The organism is Henriciella mobilis, assembly GCF_003576315.1.
Classification (GTDB): Bacteria; Pseudomonadota; Alphaproteobacteria; order Caulobacterales; family Hyphomonadaceae; genus Henriciella; species Henriciella mobilis.
Genome location: NZ_QWFZ01000017.1, coordinates 246,764 through 264,265, shown reverse-complemented (window position 1 = coordinate 264,265; position 17,502 = coordinate 246,764). Strand labels below are relative to the sequence as shown.

General features: G+C 58.0%; 10 protein-coding genes, 3 tRNA genes, 3 rRNA genes and 1 pseudogene. 6 read left to right on the top strand and 11 right to left on the bottom strand.

Going from position 1 to position 17,502, the window contains the following annotated elements:
* Positions 1-576, bottom strand: a pseudogene (locus D1227_RS20185) (IS3 family transposase); the annotation flags it as partial.
* Positions 577-785: 209 nt separating this feature from the next.
* Between D1227_RS20185 and D1227_RS10455 the strand changes: the two are divergent.
* Positions 786-1,859 (top strand): XRE family transcriptional regulator, encoded by a 1,074-nt coding sequence (locus D1227_RS10455; RefSeq protein WP_119404647.1) that lies wholly within the window; start codon positions 786-788, stop codon positions 1,857-1,859.
* A gap of 301 nt (positions 1,860-2,160) precedes the next feature.
* Here the strand turns inward: D1227_RS10455 and D1227_RS10450 are convergent.
* The 7 genes from D1227_RS10450 to D1227_RS10420 form a co-directional block, all read right to left on the bottom strand.
* A tRNA-Met gene (locus D1227_RS10450) sits at positions 2,161-2,237 on the bottom strand.
* Between the two features lie 182 nt (positions 2,238-2,419).
* Positions 2,420-2,534, bottom strand: a 5S ribosomal RNA gene (gene rrf, locus D1227_RS10445).
* A gap of 123 nt (positions 2,535-2,657) precedes the next feature.
* Positions 2,658-5,432 (bottom strand): 23S ribosomal RNA (locus tag D1227_RS10440).
* A gap of 284 nt (positions 5,433-5,716) precedes the next feature.
* Positions 5,717-5,792 (bottom strand) — tRNA-Ala (locus D1227_RS10435).
* Positions 5,793-5,847: 55 nt separating this feature from the next.
* Positions 5,848-5,924, bottom strand: a tRNA-Ile gene (locus D1227_RS10430).
* A 184-nt stretch (positions 5,925-6,108) separates the two neighbouring features.
* A 16S ribosomal RNA gene (locus D1227_RS10425) occupies positions 6,109-7,562 on the bottom strand.
* The 16S, 23S and 5S rRNA genes sit together here with 3 tRNA genes alongside, the layout of an rRNA operon.
* A gap of 827 nt (positions 7,563-8,389) precedes the next feature.
* Positions 8,390-8,818, bottom strand: a complete 429-nt coding sequence (locus D1227_RS10420; protein ID WP_119377470.1) for a CBS domain-containing protein — start codon at positions 8,816-8,818, stop codon at positions 8,390-8,392.
* Positions 8,819-9,064: 246 nt separating this feature from the next.
* Between D1227_RS10420 and hfaA the strand changes: the two genes are divergently transcribed.
* The 4 genes from hfaA (at position 9,065) to D1227_RS10400 (ending at position 12,261) form a co-directional block, all read left to right on the top strand.
* Positions 9,065-9,481, top strand: coding sequence for a holdfast anchoring protein HfaA (gene hfaA, locus D1227_RS10415; RefSeq protein WP_119377471.1), 417 nt, complete (start codon positions 9,065-9,067; stop codon positions 9,479-9,481).
* On the top strand, positions 9,478-10,476 hold the full coding sequence (gene hfaB / locus D1227_RS10410; protein WP_119377472.1) for a holdfast anchoring protein HfaB: 999 nt from the start codon (positions 9,478-9,480) through the stop codon (positions 10,474-10,476). Before hfaA ends, hfaB begins: the two co-directional genes overlap by 4 nt.
* A gap of 39 nt (positions 10,477-10,515) precedes the next feature.
* Positions 10,516-11,757, top strand: a complete 1,242-nt coding sequence (hfaD, locus tag D1227_RS10405) for a holdfast anchor protein HfaD (RefSeq protein ID WP_119377473.1) — start codon at positions 10,516-10,518, stop codon at positions 11,755-11,757.
* A gap of 114 nt (positions 11,758-11,871) precedes the next feature.
* Positions 11,872-12,261, top strand: coding sequence for a DUF4345 family protein (locus D1227_RS10400; protein ID WP_119377474.1), 390 nt, complete (start codon positions 11,872-11,874; stop codon positions 12,259-12,261).
* A 51-nt stretch (positions 12,262-12,312) separates the two neighbouring features.
* On the opposite strand, the gene D1227_RS10395 is transcribed toward D1227_RS10400, so the two are convergent.
* Together D1227_RS10395 and D1227_RS10390 are read right to left on the bottom strand one after the other, a co-directional pair.
* Positions 12,313-14,877, bottom strand: a complete 2,565-nt coding sequence (locus D1227_RS10395; protein ID WP_119377475.1) for a TonB-dependent receptor — start codon at positions 14,875-14,877, stop codon at positions 12,313-12,315.
* Between the two features lie 205 nt (positions 14,878-15,082).
* Complete coding sequence (locus tag D1227_RS10390; RefSeq protein WP_119377476.1) at positions 15,083-16,039, bottom strand: hypothetical protein; 957 nt, start codon at positions 16,037-16,039, stop codon at positions 15,083-15,085.
* A 204-nt stretch (positions 16,040-16,243) separates the two neighbouring features.
* On the opposite strand from D1227_RS10390, the gene D1227_RS10385 reads away from it, so the two are divergent.
* Positions 16,244-16,792, top strand: coding sequence for a PAS domain-containing protein (locus D1227_RS10385; RefSeq protein WP_119377477.1), 549 nt, complete (start codon positions 16,244-16,246; stop codon positions 16,790-16,792).
* Between the two features lie 3 nt (positions 16,793-16,795).
* On the opposite strand, the gene D1227_RS10380 is transcribed toward D1227_RS10385, so the two are convergent.
* The gene (locus D1227_RS10380) at positions 16,796-17,323 is read right to left on the bottom strand and encodes a gamma carbonic anhydrase family protein (protein WP_119377478.1); all 528 of its coding nucleotides are present in this window, start codon (positions 17,321-17,323) and stop codon (positions 16,796-16,798) included.
* Positions 17,324-17,502 lie beyond the last annotated feature (179 nt).

Here is a 17,502-nt window from a genome sequence, read left to right as displayed (position 1 = left end):
CACGTTTCGGTTGTTTCATTGGCACTTTCAGCCCCTCACGCCGCCAGATGCGATAGACGCGCTTCTCGTTCACATGCCAGCCATCCCGTCTCAGCAGGGCCGTGATCCGGCGGTAGCCATACCGGCCGAACCGTTCCGCCAGGGCGATGATGGCTGCTGTCAGCACATCCTCGTCCTGACGCGGCACGCGCGGCTTGCGCTGAGTGGAACGGTGCTGGCCGATCACACGGCAGGCCCGGCGCTCGGTTGCGCCGAGTGTCTCAACCACATGATCGACCGCTTCGCGTTTGCGTGAAGGGCTTAGAACTTTCCCTTGATGACTTCCTGAAGGATCTGGTTGTCGAGGGTCAGATCGGAGATCGCCCGGCGAAGCCGCGCATTCTCCTTCTCGATCTCCTTCATCCGCTTGGCCTGGCCAACCTGCAGCCCGCCATACTCCTTGCGCCACCGGTAGTAGGTCTGCTCCGTCACGCCGATCGAACGCACGGCCTGACCCGTCGTCTCACCGCGAGCAAGGCGCACCTCCACCTCCCGCAGCTTCGCAATAATCTCTTCAGGCGTAGATCTCTTGCCCATGTCTCAGCTCCATATCTGAAGCCGGAACTAACTCAAATAATGGACCACTTTTCAGGGAGCAGACCATATTGAGGGCGGCTATTTTGTCGGTTTTCACGAGCGTATTGTGCTAATTGCGCCCGGAGAAGACGGGCCAGACGTCACGAAACTTACCGATGGGGATCCAGGAGCAGAAGACTTCGACATTCCGGTAAGCAAGAAGTCGTAAAATGTCTTTCAGTCCGACCAGACTTAGCATCGCACGAAAACGTGCCATGCTAACCAAGAAGGCGTTAGCCGAGACAACGAATTTGGCGGCGCATACGATCACGCGATGTGAGAATGGCGAGACTGAGCCCTCAGACGAGACTGTGCAGTCTTTTGCAAAAGCGACCGGTTTTCCCGAGAAATTCTTTTATCTCTCAGATATCGAAGAGGCTGAAGGGGCAAGCTTTCGAAGCCTGACAAGCATGACTGCAGGCATAAGAGATGCTTCGCTCTCGGCAGGTGCGATCGGCTTTATTGTATCTGACTGGATTGAAGAGCGATTCAATCTGCCTGCCGTGAAGGTTCCAGATCTAAGCCTATATAGCCCAACAGTCGCCGCTCGGGTTTTGCGTGAAGAATGGTCTCTCGGCGAGAAGCCGGTCTCTAATATGGTGCAGCTTCTCGAGTCGAAGGGTGTACGCGTTTTTTCTCTTTCTGAAGACACCGCGAAAATGAATGCCTTTGCGATTTGGCGAAATGAGCGCCCCTTCGTCTATCTCAATACATTCAAGAGCGCTGAAAGCAGCCGTTTCGATGCTGCTCATGAATTAGGACATCTCGTTCTTCATCAGGATGGGGCGTGCGTGGGTCGGGAAGCAGAGAATGAAGCCAATGCATTTGCAGGCTCCTTTTTGATGCCGTCCTCAGATGTGCGCGCAGTGCTTCCTCGCGTTCGGTATCTCAACCAGGTCCTGCAGCAGAAGAAGCGATGGAGAGTCTCCGCGGCTGCTCTCGCTTACAGGCTGCATAAATTGGAAGTCATCACCGATTGGCGATACCGAGATTTCTGTATCGAAATATCGAAGCGAAACTTCAATAAAAATGAGCCCTATCCTATCGCACGAGAAACCTCCGTTGTTTGGAAGAAGATTCTCCAATCCTTGTGGTCGGAAAGACGAACGGTTTCTGACATTGCGAGCGATTTGTATCTCCCTGAACGGGAAGTCAATTCTCTCATTTACGGATTGATGGGTGAAGTGGGGTCCTCGTCCCCGGCGGGGGATAAAACCGGCGTGCCGATTAAACTTGTCGAATAAAAATTAGGCGCGATATTCGCGACGAGTCGTAAGATCTGAATTCATCCCTCAAGCCGCTCAATCCAAGTCTGTGACGGTTCTCCTATTAGGCGATTTTCATTCTGCAGATTCCCCTGCATTCTCATAGCTCACGCAAAACATGCGCCCTAAGACGGCCCCGATAGTTCCCAGGGCAGCAAAATCCACAGCTTTTCGAACCACAATCCCGAAATCTGCTACCATAATGCTACCACGGCAAATTTTCGCCATTTCAGTTAAAAAGAAAAGCCCCCGAAAATCCGAAGATTTTCAGGGGCCTATTTGGGTGCGGGAGTAGGATTTGAACCTACGACCTTCAGGTTATGAGCCTGACGAGCTACCGGACTGCTCCATCCCGCGTCAGCTTTTGCCGGAACAACACATAGATGCGCGGCCCCGAAAACACAAATCCGGCCACGAGGGGCCGGACAAATCGCGAACCGGCATTGACGGCCGGCCACGTCCCGCCCGGAGGCGGAAATTGTGAAGGAAAGACTTGTCTGCAAGGATTAGTGTGTTCGCCTCACCGCCCGTTTCAGCAGACCCGGCAGCGACTTACTCTCCCACATCTAAAGATGCAGTACCATCAGCGCGAGGGGACTTAACGACCGAGTTCGGAATGGGATCGGGTGGGGAACCCCTGCCATAACCACCGGGTCGGCGGAAACGGGCAATGGAGCGAAAGAACCAACATGTTCACTTGTTACCACTTGGTAGGTCGGTGTTTTCGATCTGAAAGCAAGTGTGCTGGTACGTTCACCACCACACACGAAGCTTCGCAAGATCAAGCCTATCGAGCAATTAGTACTGGTTAGCTCCACGCGTCGCCGCGCTTCCACACCCAGCCTATCGACGTCCTAGTCTAGAACGGCTCTCAAGGGAAACCTGGTTTTGAGGTGGGTTTCCCGCTTAGATGCATTCAGCGGTTATCCCGTCCATACATAGCTACCCTGCTGCGCGGCTGGCGCCACGACAGGTCCACCAGAGGTATGTCCATCCCGGTCCTCTCGTACTAAGGACAGATCCTCTCAAGTTTCCAACACCCACGGCAGATAGGGACCAAACTGTCTCACGACGTTCTGAACCCAGCTCACGTACCACTTTAATCGGCGAACAGCCGAACCCTTGGGACCTGCTCCAGCCCCAGGATGTGATGAGCCGACATCGAGGTGCCAAACGATGCCGTCGATATGGACTCTTGGGCATCATCAGCCTGTTATCCCCGGAGTACCTTTTATTCGTTGAGCGATGGCCCTTCCACTCGGGACCACCGGATCACTATGACCGACTTTCGTCTCTGCTCGAGTTGTCACTCTCGCAGTCAGGCAAGCTTATGCCATTGCACTCAACAGACGATGTCCGACCGTCTTGAGCTTACCATCGCGCGCCTCCGTTACTCTTTAGGAGGCGACCGCCCCAGTCAAACTGCCCACCATGCTGGGTCCCGGCCCCATCCAGGGGCGCGGTTAGACATCACAAAGAATAAGGGTGGTATTTCAAGGACGGCTCCACTCAGACTGGCGCCCAAGCTTCAAAGCCTCCCACCTATCCTACACATACACTTTATGATGCCACAGCAAAGCTGCAGTAAAGGTTCACAGGGTCTTTCCGTCTGACCGCGGGTACCCCGCATCTTCACGGGGAATTCAATTTCGCTGAGTCGATGCTGGAGACAGTGGGGAAGTCGTTACGCCATTCGTGCAGGTCGGAACTTACCCGACAAGGAATTTCGCTACCTTAGGACCGTTATAGTTACGGCCGCCGTTCACCGGGGCTTCAATTCGGAGCTTGCACTCCTCCTTTTAACCTTCCGGCACCGGGCAGGCGTCAGACCCTATACGTCGTCTCGCGACTTCGCAGAGCCCTGTGTTTTTGATAAACAGTCGCAACCCCCTGGTCTGTGCCCCTCATAGCTGGTTGCCCAGTATGAGGCCTCCTTCTCCCGAAGTTACGGAGGTAATTTGCCGAGTTCCTTCAGCATCGTTCTCTCAAGCGCCTTGGCATGCTCTGCCAGTCCACCTGTGTCGGTTTAGGGTACGGTCTTGCGGGAGGGCTATTTCCAGGAACTTCCAGGCTGCACCCCCAATCCAATAAGGGGATACAACTTTCGAAATTCGTCACACACTCCCAGGCCACAGAATATTAACTGTGTTCCCATCGACTACGCCTTTCGGCCTCGCCTTAGGGGCCGGCTAACCCTGCGCAGATTAGCTTTACGCAGGAACCCTTGGACTTTCGGCGAGAGGGTCTCTCACCCTCTTTATCGCTACTCATGTCAGCATTCTCACTTCTGATACCTCCAGCATCCCTCACAGGACACCTTCACAGGCTTACAGAACGCTCCGCTACCGCTCCAATGGAGCCCACGATTTCGGTATATAGCTTTAGCCCCGTTACATTTTCGGCGCAGGGTCGCTTGATGAGTGAGCTGTTACGCTTTCTTTAAAGGATGGCTGCTTCTAAGCCAACCTCCTCATTGTCAAAGCAACCCCACATCCTTTCACACTTAGCTATAATTTGGGGACCTTAATCGGTGGTCAGGGTTGTTTCCCTCTTCACGACGGACGTTAGCACCCGCCGTGTGTCTGCCAGATAGTACTTCCAGGTATTCGGAGTTTGGTAAGGTTTGGTAAGACGGTGAGTCCCCCTAGCCCATCCAGTGCTCTACCCCCTGGAGTATTCATCTGACGCTCTACCTAAATAGATTTCGCGGAGAACCAGCTATCAGCAAGTTTGATTGGCCTTTCACCCCTAGGCACAGGTCATCCGAGTACTTTTCAACGTACAACGGTTCGGCCCTCCAGTGGGTGTTACCCCACCTTCAGCCTGCCCATGCATAGATCACTTGCCTTCGGGTCTAATGCTACGTACTCGGTCGCCCTATTCAGACTCGCTTTCGCTACGCCTACACCTAACGGCTTAAGCTTGCACGCAACACTAAGTCGCTGACCCATTATACAAAAGGTACGGTGTCACCCCGAAGGGCTCCACCTGCTTGTAGGCATCCGGTTTCAGGTACTGTTTCACTCCCCTCGTCGGGGTGCTTTTCATCTTTCCCTCACGGTACTGGTTCACTATCGGTCGGTAAGGAGTACTTAGGCTTGGAGGGTGGTCCCCCCATGTTCAGACAGGATTTCACGTGTCCCGCCCTACTCTAAAAGGTCTTCATTTTACGGATACGGGACTATCACCCACTTTGGTTGAGCTTCCCAGCTCATTCTCCTTGTTTCAGACCAGGCCTGGTCCGCGTTCGCTCGCCACTACTAACGGAGTCTCAATTGATGTCCTTTCCTCCGGGTACTTAGATGTTTCAATTCCCCGGGTTTGCTTTTCAACACCTATGTATTCAGTGTGAAATATCTCACTAGTGAAATGAAAGACAACGGGCCCGCCTAAGCGAGCCAATAGTCCTTCATCTCGGAGATGGGTTTCCCCATTCGGAAATCTGCGGATCAAAGATTGCTCTCATCTCCCCGCAGCTTATCGCAGAGTGCCACGTCCTTCATCGCCTCTTACCGCCAAGACATCCCCCGGATGCCCTTTTGACGCTTGATCTCATTCGAAACTCGTGTGCGGAGGTGAACGCACTAGGCGCTCGCATCCGCTACACATATTTCAGATCAGACATGTTGGTTTCTTGCAGACTGACCCTTTGGCGCGGGCTGTTATGTCATACTCCTATGACACCCACGTTGTTCGGCTGAAGCTGGCATCACCAGACCCGAATAAATTCGAGCCGAGCGGCGATACGAGCCGGATCAGTCTTTCCCTCACGATTTACAAACATCCCGGATACGAGATCCGGAAACTCTTGAACTTCTTTCATTCGCCACAAGACCTGGTGGAGCCTAGCGGGATCGAACCGCTGACCTCCTGAATGCAAATCAGGCGCTCTCCCAGCTGAGCTAAGGCCCCTAACACCAGAACTGTTCGGCTATGGCATAGGGCCCGGCGCACTCCCTCTGGGTCGTGGTGGGCCGAGATGGAGTTGAACCATCGACCTCACGCTTATCAGGCGTGCGCTCTAACCACCTGAGCTACCGGCCCTTAACCAGGACCCGGGGGCTCGCTGAACTATGCCGCCCAGCTGGCCGGTACGGCGAATGAAGGAAGAGAAACGAAGACGGCACGAACTGCCGCATATGTTTTGCTGTCAGAGCAAGCTCTGCAGCTATGTCTATAAGAGCTTTCGAAGCCTGGCCGGAGCCGGACTGTCAGAAAGCATCCTTAGAAAGGAGGTGATCCAGCCGCAGGTTCCCCTACGGCTACCTTGTTACGACTTCATCCCAGTCGCTGATCCTACCGTGGCCTGCTGCCTCCGAAGTTAGCGCACAGTCTTCGGGTAGAACCAACTCCCATGATGTGACGGGCGGTGTGTACAAGGCCCGGGAACGTATTCACCGTGGCATGCTGATCCACGATTACTAGCGATTCCAACTTCATGCCCTCGAGTTGCAGAGGACAATCTGAACTGAGACAGCTTTTGGGGATTATCCCATTGTCACTGCCATTGTAGCACGTGTGTAGCCCCGCGTGTAAGGGCCATGAGGACTTGACGTCATCCCCGCCTTCCTCCGGCTTAGCACCGGCAGTTTCCTTAGAGTGCCCACCCAGACGTGCTGGCAACTAAGGATAAGGGTTGCGCTCGTTGCGGGACTTAACCCAACATCTCACGACACGAGCTGACGACAGCCATGCAGCACCTGTGCACCTGCCAACTAAATGAAGGAAACCATCTCTGGTAACCAAACAGGGCATGTCAAACGCGGGTAAGGTTCTGCGCGTTGCTTCGAATTAAACCACATGCTCCACCGCTTGTGCGGGCCCCCGTCAATTTCTTTGAGTTTTAACCTTGCGGCCGTACTCCCCAGGCGGAATGCTTAATGCGTTAGCTGCGTCACCTGCACGCATGCGCGCAGACAACTAGCATTCATCGTTTACGGTGTGGACTACCAGGGTATCTAATCCTGTTTGCTCCCCACACTTTCGCGCCTCAGCGTCAGTACCAGTCCAGTTAGCCGCCTTCGCCACTGGTGTTCCACCGAATATCTACGAATTTCACCTCTACACTCGGTATTCCGCTAACCTCTCCTGGTCTCTAGGCTGCTAGTTTCAAATGCAGTTCCGGGGTTGAGCCCCGGGCTTTCACATCTGACTTAACAGCCCGCCTACGCGCGCTTTACGCCCAGTAATTCCGAACAACGCTAGCCCCCTTCGTATTACCGCGGCTGCTGGCACGAAGTTAGCCGGGGCTTCTTTACCAGGTACTGTCATTATCATCCCTGGCGAAAGAATTTTACAACCCTAAGGCCTTCATCATTCACGCGGCATGGCTGCATCAGGCTTTCGCCCATTGTGCAAGATTCCCCACTGCTGCCTCCCGTAGGAGTCTGGGCCGTGTCTCAGTCCCAGTGTGGCTGATCATCCTCTCAGACCAGCTATAGATCGTAGACTTGGTAGGCCATTACCCCACCAACTATCTAATCTAACGCGGGCCGATCCTTCACCGATAAATCTTTCCCCCGAAGGGCGTATACGGTATTACCTTCCGTTTCCAGAAGCTATTCCGTAGTAAAGGGCACGTTCCCACGCGTTACTCACCCGTCTGCCACTATGTCGTTCGACTTGCATGTGTTAAGCCTGCCGCCAGCGTTCGTTCTGAGCCAGAATCAAACTCTCAGGTTGAGTGTCCGATCTCTGACGAAATCCATCCGGGGAAAACCGGACGGAGAATTGCTGATTGCAATTTTGCGTTTTGACGAGAAACCCTCATCACAAACTAACCGGCCGAAACCGGTCATATTATGAAAAGGTATTTCACTTGAAACGCATTCGTCATGATCGTCGTGGAGCCTGAGGCTCCGCAAGCAATTCATGCCGCCTGCGTTTCTCTTCCTAATCCCTGCGATGTCAAACAGCTGGGCGCTTGGCCCGGCCCGGTCTGGAGCAGTCTGCCCCGCGCCGGAAGTGGCGGCTTATATGGGCCACCCTTTCCCCCGTCAACACCCTTTTTTGCGCTTTCTGCAGAAGATCGCAGCGAACCGCGAAACCTGCAATTTTCAGCGCAGAACCGGCTCATTCGATAGTGCCCTTGGGCACCGTCTCGACCGGTGAGCGTCTCAGGAGAGTGGCGGCATATATGAGCCAGCCAGAACTCCGTCAACACCCTTTTCTGCACCCTCTGCAGTTGGTGGTGCATGAGCACCCGAACCGCAGAATTTAAAGCACAAACCGGAAGGCCAAGGCTGCAAGCAACCCCGTGTTTCCGGCGGGCCCTTTCAGAAGGAGAGCGGCTTCTATTCGCCACCCCATCTTCCGTCAACAACCCTTCTGCACTTCTCTGCAGGATAATGGCAGCAAAGCCGTTTCCCGCAATTTTAGCGCAAAACGCTGCCTCACCGAGCCGATATCAACCGGCCCCGCAAAGACAGAGGCGTTTCTGATGGAACCGGCCATATACAATCTGTTCGTGCCGTTTGGCAAGCAGAAATATCGCCTGACGGGGGATTTCTTCAGCCCCCCTTGATGTACTCGGCCATGGCGTCGGCCTCAGCCTTGTGCTCCTCGATCTTCCACTTCACCAGATCGCCAATGGAAATGATGCCGGCAAGCCTGCCATCCCGGAGAACTGGCAAGTGACGGATGCGCCGGTCAGTCATCCGGCCGAGGCATTGATCGATCGTCTCCTGGGGCGTTGCGGTGATCACGCCGCGGGTCATCGAGTTCTCGACCGTCATCTGAAGCGCATATGCGCCGTGCCGGGCAACCTGACGCAGGATATCACGCTCCGACAGGACGCCGGCCAGCTGATCGCCATTCATCGCAACCACGGCTCCGATTCGAGCCTCGTCCAGAATCCTCGCCGCCTCAGCGAGTGTGTGATCGGCCTTGATGATTGTGACGTCACCGCCCTTGGTCTTCAGAATCTGCTCTATCAGCATGGACATCCTCCCGGTTTTTTATCGTTGCGTCATCCTATCACACGTGGGCGCACGCGCGAAGAAGCATCGCGAATCGGCCCGGCGCGTGCCGGTTTGGGACAGGACTCGCCTGCAAGGCGTATCATCAGGCCTCAAATTCCCTGCTGCCTTGTTCCCCACAGGCGCGAAAATGGGACGAACCACTCCCCTGAACTGGCACACCCATTGCAACCATCTTCCGCAAACAGCCCCAAAAGGGATCGGCAGATGAAATTCAATACTGACTCCATTACAGGACTTCTCGGCCTGGCGGCCCTGACGGCTATCGCCGTCGTTCCGCAAGCCGAAGCCCAGGCCGCTTCGACGGTTTCCGAATTCGAGCGTCCTTACGGTTTCGGCTTCGGCCAGGAATCGCAGCCTTTTTCTGCGGCCGGTCGTGACGCCAGTGGCAACCGCGTCATCGTCAACGGCCTTCTCGAGGGCGGCACCGGTCTCGGCTCGGGTCTCTACACCGGCTGGGGCCAGACTGAAGGTGCCGCCGGCATGATCGGCACAGGGACCGCTGTCGGCAACCAGCTCAATGTGATCACCACCGGCAACTACAATACGGTGATCATCGATTCGACACAGATCAATAATGGCGACCAGACCGTGGTCCTGAACGGGGAGCTCGACCTCCAATGAATGTCCTGACCGGAGAAAAGAAATCGGCCCGCAAGAGCATCTTCGGCGCGGTCATTTCGGCAGCCTTCCTGGCTGCAGGCTGCGTGTCACCCGTCGCCGGACCGAGCGGGCAGTACGCCAAGCCGATCGGCAATGCACCCGTGACCGCCAATCCGACGCCTTACTCTGATGGGCTGGTCTGCATGGGCCACTATGCCCGCCAGTCCGGCTACCGCGCCCCGCGCATCGCCGTTGGCCGCATTCTCGACTATACAGGCAAGGCTGACCTCGAAGGCGGCCGCCGCGTTACGCAGGGCGCGTCCCTGATGGCGATTTCCGCTTTCGCCAAATCCGGCGCACGCCTGGTTGAGCGATTCGATACTTCGGTTTCCGAGCTCGAACTGAAATACGCAAACAACAAGCTGATCGGTGACGAACAGCCGGACAATTTCCGCAAGATCACGGCCGGCTCCATTCCTGGCTCCGACTTCTATCTCGTCGGCGGCATCACCGAGCTGAACTACAATATTCGTTCAGTTGGCGCCGAAGCCTTCGTCGGCGACACCGATGCGATGGACCCGAAAGGCTCCTTCGGCGGCAAGCTCTACGTCATCAATGTCGGCCTCGATCTTCGCCTCGTTGATACCGAAACGCTCGAAGTCGTCGATGTGATCTCCTACCAGAAGCAGATCATCGGCCGCGAGGTTTCGCTCGGCATCTTCGATTTCGCCAATGGCAACGTGTTCGACGTCGGCGTCGGCGGCCGCGCCCAGGAGCCGATCCAGCTGGCCGTGCGCTCGGTCATCGAACGCGCCGTCCTGGAAATGATGGCCAATCTCTATGCCGTCCCATCCAGCCAGATCTGCGATGCAACCGTCGGCGCGATCTCCACGAATGGCACAACGGGCGACTTCGAACCCTTTGGCGGCTCGCTCGAGGACTATAACGGCCCGTCACGCGAACAGGTCGCCGCCTGGCACGACAAGCGCGATCCGAACCTGCGCGGCCGCAACTAGGACAAGAGCAGCTCCGGCTGACACTTCAAGGAGACCGGCATGATCAGGTCCACCAACAGACTTACACTGGCCGCGGCCCTCGCTCTCGCCCTCGGCGCGGGCTCAGCAAGCGCCCAGGACAGCGATCCGGAGGCAGGCGCGATCAATCAGCTCCAGCTGAATGATGTCTGGGCCGACATGGATGTGTATGTCCCCGAAAGCACAGGTGCAGCCGTCTCGACCGCGACGTCGCTCGGCAACACTGCCGCGGCGTTGCGGATTTCCGGGGATGTCTCCAGCGAGATCACACAGACTTTCGATGCCCGGTCGACAGCGACCAATCGCCTGCGCGGCTATTCCGCCGGCACGGCTGTCGCGACGACCACATCCTATGGCAACGCCTCCCAGGGCGGGACAGATTACGGATCGAACGCATACTACGCTGACCAGACCGCGTCCGGCCTGGTCGAAGCCTACACCGATATCGAATTGCTCGGCGCAAGCGAGCTGGCTTCGGCGACGACAGCCATCGCCAACGTGTCCAGCACTGACAACAATTATGGGGAAAGCGACGCCAGCCAGGTCCAGCAAAGCTCGGCCGATGTGATCGCTGAAACCGACGCGGACATGTGCTGCGACGGCTATTATGCCAGCTTCGCCACGTCCGCCGGCGCCAATGCGACGTCTTCGACCGGCTACACCAGTACGAACATCAACCGGGTCCAGCAGGAAACCGCCGCTGGCTCGTCCGTGCAGGCCGCGACCGACGTCTATATGAATGACGGCAACAATGTCAGCGCGGTGACGAATGCGTTCGGCAACTCAGCCACTGTCTACAATGAATGGGGCTATGCATCGCTTGGACAGGAAGGCGAACCGGTCGAGCAGCGCAATGGCGCCGACATCGACGCCCAGACCTATGTCACCCTCGACCATTGGTCCGGCTATGCGACCGCATCGTCCTATGGCGTCGGCAATTCGGCCCTGATTTCCAATGTCGGCTCCGACACGGCGATCTATGCCAACCAGACCAATGACGGCACCGTCGGCAGCCAGGCCAGCTTCTCCGGGCAGTCCTGGGTGGGCGGCACGGGCATGGTCTCGGCGACCTCCATCGGCAATGCCGCGACCGCAACGGTCTGCAACTATTGCAGCGATGCCGCCGTCGGCGGCCGCATCAACCAGACGAATAGTGGCCAGGTTTACGCCTACGGCCAGGCGACGAGCGTCTATGGCAACGGCATCTACGGATCGGCCACCGCCATCGGCAACTCGGCCACATTGCAATCAGCCGGAGAGTAGTCAGCTCTTCCGGTTGTGGATCTGCCGATCCCGGAGAAACCCCTGCCCCCCTCGCACCCGGCAGGGGTTTTTCTGTATCTGGCCAGCGTGCGCGAGCGATCTAGATTGGCATTCATGCTTATACGTCTCTTCCTGGCCTTCATGGCCCTCATGTTTCTCGCCTTCGGCGCCTGGTCGCTCGCAGATCCGCTTGGCATGACCAGCCAATTGGACGTGACGGTCAGCGGTCCGAACGCGGCCTTCGAGATGCGCGGCATCTTTGGCGGCGTCAGCCTCGGCATGGCCGCCATGACGGCCGCCGGTGCCCTGCGCCCAGCCGCATTCCAGCGCCCGGCCCTGTTTGTCCTGCTGGTCTATATGGGCGGATACACGCTGGCGCGGATGACCTCCCTGATCATTGGCGACAGCCCGACCTTCAGCGGCTGGTTCTTTGCTGGTTTTGAAGTGCTGAGCTTTATCGTGACGATCTTCGCCCTGCGCGCCAGCGAGCGCCGGACGCCATAAAAAAAGCCCCGCCGGTTTGGCGGGGCTTTCTGAATGTCTTTGGGTGTCGCCCTAGAAGTTCACCTTGAACTCCGCGCCGTACATCGCCGGCAGGCCCGGATAGACGGCAACCGTGCCGGTCTGCTCAGGCACGTTGAACGAAGCGAGGTTGTAGTACTCGTCGGTGATGTTCTCACCAAATACCGAGAACTCCCAGCCGCCGTCTGCCGCCTGGATGCCGACACGCGCGCCGAACAGCGCATAGGCATCATTGTCAGCGATCCCGCGCGTGGAATCGGACGTCGCCGTTTCCGAATTGTAGCGGGCGTTGAGGTGGAACAGACCGCGCAGGTCAGGCGAGATATCGTAAAGATAGGTTCCTGATGCCGTCAGCACATGTTCCGGCGTGTTGGAAAGCTGGACCCCCGACTCCGCAAGGATGTCGAACGTGCCGTCGCCACGCGGGGTGCGAAGCTGCGTCTTACGTTCGGCCTTTGTGTAGGCATAGCCGGCCTGCAGCGTCAGCCCGTCAACCGGCTGGATCGAACCGTCCAGTTCGAGGCCGTAGCTTTCGACGTCCGAATTCAGGACGCGGAAATTCGTGCCCGTGAAGACGTTCTCCTGGAAGTCGGCAACCTCCTGGAAGAAGATGGCACCGTTGAGGGTCGCTGCGATCTGGTCGAAGCTCGCCTTCCAGCCGAGCTCATAGCTGTCGACCGTCTCTGAATCGAATTGCAGGTCGGATGGCTGGGCGCCATCGCCACCAAACAGCACGCTGTCAAAGCCCGAACGGTCGAGGTTGTAGCCGCCGGCCTTGAAGCCGCGCGAATAGGACACGTACGACATGAAATCCGGCGTGAAGGCATAGGCCAGCTTGGCTGTGCCGGTGACCGTTGTTTCATCGAAACTGTCGCTGTCGGTGCCGTTGTACTCGGTATTCACAGCCGGGTTACACGACAGCAGGACGAGGCTGCCTGCCCCGCTGGCGATAAGGTTCTGGACAACCGCCCCGCCTGCCGGGTTGTTGAGGAAGAAATCACACGAGGGAACAGTCGAGTTGAGGTCGTACTCGATATCCTTTTCCTCGTAATTGACGCGCGCACCGATCGTCGCGGTCAGCTTGTCCGTCAGCGCGATTTCATTGTGCGTGAAGAGCGCAGCAGCATTCGTCTTCACCTCGAAATCGTCATTGTTCTGGCCTGCACCGTCAAAGAATTGCGGCAGGAAGAACGGCACGGCGCCCGGCGCCGTCGGGAGTGTCGGCGCGCCGGTCGCCGGGTTCACGTAACCAAGCAGCGGCGGAACGCCCGGCAGAGAACCGAACAGCTGCCCACCGGTTGCGCCGGCCGAAATGAAGTCCGTGTACAGATTGGCCTGGGTGCCGACTCGGATCGTGTCGCTATAGCCAAGCTCCTCATTCATGTAGAACGCACCGACGAGCCAGTCGAGCGGGCCATAGGTATCCTGCAGGCGGAACTCCTGCGTGAACACCTTGTCGGTGATCTCCGTGCCATCGCGATAGGCGCGGTCGATACCCGAAAAGTCGATGTCCTGATCACGAATGGCCTGCCAGTCGCGATAGGCGGTGATCGAGGTGAAGTTCATCGTGCCGAAACGGTTGCGATACTCGGCCGATACGCCCCACTCCTCGACATCGTCAGAGATCGGACGGTTGGGCGAAAGCGCGACCTTGTAGTCGTCCGGGCTGGCGTCTGCGAAACCCTGAAGCCCGGCCAGAGCGGCAGCGCCGTTCACCGCAGCAGCCGTCGGTCCCTGGATCAGGTTCACACCGATGCAGCAGTCTTCATCGGTCTTGCCATAATCGGCGATCAGGCGAAGGCTCGCATCGTCCTGTTCGAAGAGCAGCTGGCCGCGCATCAGGAAGCGGTCGAGATTGTTGAACTCACGGTCGGAATTGACGTCATCGATATAGCCGTCGCGCACCCGGCGCTTGACATCGACACGGGCCGCCATCGTATCGGAGATCGGACCGGTCACCGAGGCTTCGGCGCTGTACATGCCGTAATTGCCGACACCTGCCGTCAGGCTTGCTTCCGGATCCCATTGCGGCTTGGCGGTATTGATCGAGACGACACCGGCAGACGTGTTGCGCCCGAACAGCGTGCCTTGCGGCCCGCGCAGGACTTCGATGCCGGCCAGTTCAGGCAGCTCCGAAAGCGCAATACCCGTGCGCGTGCGGTAAACGCCGTCAATCACGACACCAACGGCCGGCTCGAAGCCCGGATTGTTCGCACCGGTACCGATACCGCGGATGGAGATACTCGTCCCGGATGCCGCCGACTCGGTCTGCGACACCTGGATGGACGGCGCGATCTGCTCAAGATCGTTGAGCCGGGCAACGCCGGTATCGTCCAGCAAGGCAGCGTCAAATGCGGTGACCGATACCGGCACGTCCTGGACGGTCACCCCTTCGCGGCGCGTTGCCTCGACAACCACAGCGTTCAGCCGGCGCTGGGCGTCCTGGCCTTGCTCTTCCTGCGCCGAGGCCTCGGCAGCATCGGCCGTCTGGGCGGCAGCGACAGGCGCGGCGGCCATCACAACCCCAAGCCCGACACCGAGGCAAAGTGCGGTCTTGAAAGAATATGTCGAATTCGAAGTTCTGGGAGCCAACTTCATCTCACGTCTCCTGATCTGTTTGTTTTATTATGGTTTGAGCCTGGGACAGGCTCTATCAAAGTTGTCACGAAGCCATGCATGGTTGCAAGGCACCAAGGCTGCGACACAGCGAATCAGCTGTACCTCGCTCCGGAACAGGACCAAAAAAAAGCCCCGCTAGAAAGCGGGGCATTGCAGTTTCACGTGATGTTGAAGTGTTCTTCGATCAGTAAACGCCCTGGCCAACGCCGCCGTCGAAGACCATCGGCTTGGGCGCCGACTCGCGGACCCGCTCAACTTCGCGTGAAACCGTCTTCATGACGGTGCGCTGCTGCGGAACACACTGTTTCTCGGCGCGGCGGGTCTGCACGACCTTGATGCCGGGACCATAGCGGCGCAGCAGCGATCGTTCATTACAGTTGCGTTGCGGGATCTGCGGCTTGCAGGCCAGTTCGCCGCCCGCCGTCTGGACAAGCGCCTCGCCTTTTGCGCAGGCCATGGTCTGTCCGTGGTCGAAATTGGCCTCGCCATTCTCGACAGACCCAAGCGTGACCTGCATGCGCGTGCCGGCCATGCAGCGATAGATCTCGCCGCGATAATCACCGGGTACAGACTGGCCGGATTCGACCTGGGAAGCCGGATGGGGCGCGCCCGTATCGTCCAGGCAGACCGCCTGAACGGCCATGCGCACTTCGCGATAGCTGATCTCGTCGACGCAGTATTCCTCAAGCGTCGGCACCTGCTCGGTCACGGTTTCGGTGTAGGTCTCGCCGCTACCGACGACGTTCAGCCCATCGATCGCGGACGTCGCAACCGGCGCCGGCCCGGAGAAGCCACCACCGCCGCCAGCATAGGCATAGACCTCGCTGGAGGCGGATGCGCCTGCATTAACATTCAGATAGGTCTCGCCGGAGATGTGCAGGCGTCCACCACCCACATTCACATTCGACCCTGTGATCGAGATATTCGGCCCGCCAATGTTCACGCCTGGCACATGCACACCGTGCTGGCGGCCCGCCGTGCAGCATGGCGCGTTGTCCCGGGGTGTGTAACTCGGCGGTGGCGGCGGCGCTGCACAGGTGTTGCAGCCGCTTCCACCACCGGCGAATGCAGCGCTTCCAAGCGCAATGACCGTTGTCAGGCCTGCAGCAGCCGCAAGAATGTTCCGAGTTGAGACGCGCATACCAGATCTCCGTGGCAATTCCCCTGACAGGATGCATCTTCCGTGCCGTTTCTCCCCCGAGCCGGGAAAAATGAAACAGCCGCGCGACACGCCATCGCCTGCAAAGGGAATGCAGCTGGCCCGGGTATTGCGACGTGGGGATCGCTGCGGCTGGGAGGCCGTGCCAACCAACGTGATGAATATAAAGAGCAAGAGCACCGCTAAATGCTGGACACGACCCTTCATCCCAACAGCCTGACTCTCCTGTCAGCCTGGCAGCGCATGCATACAGATTCCACCGATGGCATCGACGGGCCGCAAACCCGCGACCATCCCGATCTCATTTCCCGCCTGTTCGTTATCCAGGACGCAGGCGAAAGTGACTGGGCATTCCGTACCGCCGGCGCGCAGATCGAAACTTCGCTCGGCCGTCAGCTGGCCGACTATAATTTCCTGGGATTCTGGACCGGCCCCGACCGGGACATGCTGGGCCTCGTGCTGAAGTCCGCCGTGCTGGAACGTCAGCCGGCCATCGTCCGCGCCTGCGCCGAGAACCTCACCGGTGAGCGGATCGACGTCGAACTGATCCTCGCCCCGCTTGCCCAGCCTGCCCAAATGGATGGCGGCCCGCGCGTGCTTGGACTCTATCAGACCCTTGGCGGCGACCATCGGCTGAAAGGCCGGCCCGTCTGGCGCCACCGCGTGACCGCGATCTTCCCGCCGGATGTCCGTGAACCCGAACCGCGCGTGAAACTCGTCGCCAGCAACGACTGAACGCTAGAGCGGCTTCAGCCCCGCTTTGAACCGTTTCCAGTTGGCGACATAGCCCTGCGCAGAGGCCTTGATCAGCGCGACCTGTTCGGGCGTCAGCTGCTTCACGACCTTGCCCGGCGCGCCCATGACCAGGGAATTGTCCGGTATCTCCTTGCCTTCGGGGATCAGGGAATGTGCCCCGATGATGCAGTTGCGGCCAATCCTGGCCCCGTTGAGGATGGTCGAGCCGATCCCGATCAGCGTTTCGTCCGCGATCGTGCAGCCATGCAGCATGACCATGTGGCCGACCGTGACATCCTTGCCGATCGTCAGCGGGACGCCGTGGTCGGTGTGCAGCACGCAGCTGTCCTGAATGTTGGAATTCTCGCCAATCTCGATAGGGTCATTGTCCCCGCGCAGGACGCAATTGAACCAGACGCTCGCATTTTCCTTGAGAATCACCCGGCCGAGGACGGTCGCATTGTCGGCCACCCAGAAGTTGCCGCTTTCGGGCGTGACCGGTTTTACGCCATCGAGCTCGAAAAGTGCCATGTTTGAAATCCTTTCCCTGTCATAGAAATTTCGCAAGCGGAATGGTCTGGTTAAGGCTCGCTTAATACTGGTAACCTCTAATGGTTGAGAGATTCGGGAGGCAAGTGCCGATGGTCCCCAGACCGTCTCTGCCAGACACACCACCCGGCCCGTCCCGCGGGCCCGATGCCTCCTCTTCC